The organism is Arsenophonus sp. ENCA (assembly GCF_002287155.1).
In the GTDB taxonomy this organism is placed as follows: domain Bacteria; phylum Pseudomonadota; class Gammaproteobacteria; order Enterobacterales; family Enterobacteriaceae; genus Arsenophonus; species Arsenophonus nilaparvatae.
Genome location: NZ_NHNG01000730.1, coordinates 1 through 1,967, shown reverse-complemented (window position 1 = coordinate 1,967; position 1,967 = coordinate 1). Strand labels below are relative to the sequence as shown.

The following is a 1,967-nucleotide window of genomic DNA, read 5'->3' as shown; positions in this document are numbered from 1 at the left end:
ATCGAGAAGTTAAACAAAATTGTGGTATTGAACGCTGTCAGGCTCGCACGAGCCGAGCGCAAAGAAATCATATTTTTCTCGCTATTTCTGCGTGGTTTGAACAACATAAACGTCGTATATCTGAAAAAATAACCCTTTATCAACAAAATTGGGACGTAATCAAAAATGCTATTGCTGAGCACATCCGTGTTTTATTAGCGTACCCAAATTAGTTTTGTGCGAAACTCGTGATTCTTATTTAAACGAATGATTAAGGTTATTTGGGAGTTAAAAAGAGGGTGAATTAAAACAGAGATTTCAGTTAAAATTAGAACTCACTATAAGCCGTAAGTAATTGATTTATAGTGAGTGAAATCGCTTGTTTTTACGTATAAATGCGTATATTAAATGAGCTATAAATTTATAAAATATTGATTTTATGAGGTTTTAATTTTTAAAACCGACTAATAGATTATTAGGCCATGAGAGAGCGTTCACCTGTTCGGCAGTGCTATCAAATATGATGGTTACTTATATTAAGGCCCATTTTCCAACCATCATTGCCGGCATCATGCCGCCAGCCTGGCGCTGATGGATGTTGGTGAAATTAAGATTTTTTATGGTTGTATAAAGTGCATCAGTCTAATAAATGATGCACTTTTTTATTATTTAGCCAGAAGTTATTAACCACTTAACAGCGAGTAAAAGCAGATATTACTGCCCGTTAGATTTATTTTACCTGCTGATGTTGCCACCCTTGATATGCCAGCGGTAAAAAACCAACCAAGATAGCTAGCACTGCAACGGCACTGACATAATAAACCGGCGCCAGATGAGATTGTTGTAGCCAGAAGCCCGTGATGATCGGAGTTAAACCACCAAAAATCGCATAGGCAATATTGTAGGCAAATGACAGGCCAGAAAAACGGATTGCAGGTGGAAATGCCCGAGTGCCAATAATCGGAGTTAAAACGACGGCGCCGACGAACAATCCCATAATGCCGTAATAACTACTTAATGTTAAAAATGAAATAGTCGGTGATAGTATAGAATAGAAATAGCTGGCGCTGATGATCAGGCCACTATAGGCTACTAACATGGTGAGGCGAGAGCCAATTTTATCGCTTAAGTAACCCCAAAAAATACAGCCAACGGTTAACATCAACACTGCAAAGCAATTGGCTTGTAAGGCGCTATTTCGATCGATATGGTAGATGCCACGTAAAATAACATCAGGCGTCATTAAAATAATTACGATAATTGAGGTCGATAGAGACCAGGTTAGTACCGCGGTGATCAAACAAGCCTGCTTATGTGATGTTAAAACGGTTTTAACTGGCAACTCATTACAAAGCGCTCTTTGTGCCGCTAATTCTTTGAATATTGGGGTTTCCTGTAAAAAGCGTCGCAAATAGACAGCAATAAAGCCAAATAACCCGCCGACAATAAACGGAATGCGCCAGGCAAAATCGACAATTTGTTGTTCGGTAAAGTGATATTCAATGGTAATGGCAATAATCGAGCCGAGCAAAATACCGCCAGTAATGCCTGAAGTCAGCGTTCCAATAGCTAAACCATAACGCTGTTTTGGCGTGTGTTCAGCGATAAACACCCAGGCACCTGGCATTTCTCCGCCAATTGCTGCTCCCTGCATAATACGCATCAATAGTAATAATAGTGGCGCAGCAATGCCAATTGTAGCATAAGTGGGCAATGCTCCTATAACTAAAGTGGGCAGGGCCATCATAAAAATACTCACACGAGTTTCGCACAAAACTAATTTGGGTACGCTAATAAAACACGGATGTGCTCAGCAATAGCATTTTTGATTACGTCCCAATTTTGTTGATAAAGGGTTATTTTTTCAGATATACGACGTTTATGTTGTTCAAACCACGCAGAAATAGCGAGAAAAATATGATTTCTTTGCGCTCGGCTCGTGCGAGCCTGACAGCGTTCAATACCACAATTTTGTTTAACTTCTCGAT

Annotated in this window: 4 pseudogenes; 2 read left to right on the top strand and 2 right to left on the bottom strand. The window is 39.6% G+C overall.

Annotation, left to right across the window (positions count from 1 at the left end):
* Both CBG25_RS18945 and CBG25_RS21565 read left to right on the top strand, forming a co-directional pair.
* Positions 1-212 (top strand): annotated as a pseudogene (locus CBG25_RS18945) (hypothetical protein); the annotation flags it as partial.
* 242 nt (positions 213-454) lie between these two features.
* Positions 455-571, top strand: a pseudogene (locus CBG25_RS21565) (hypothetical protein); the annotation flags it as partial.
* A gap of 138 nt (positions 572-709) precedes the next feature.
* Here CBG25_RS21565 and CBG25_RS18940 read toward each other — a convergent pair.
* Together CBG25_RS18940 and CBG25_RS18935 are read right to left on the bottom strand one after the other, a co-directional pair.
* Positions 710-1,738 (bottom strand): annotated as a pseudogene (locus CBG25_RS18940) (MFS transporter); the annotation flags it as partial.
* A gap of 17 nt (positions 1,739-1,755) precedes the next feature.
* Positions 1,756-1,967: pseudogene (locus CBG25_RS18935) on the bottom strand (hypothetical protein); the annotation flags it as partial.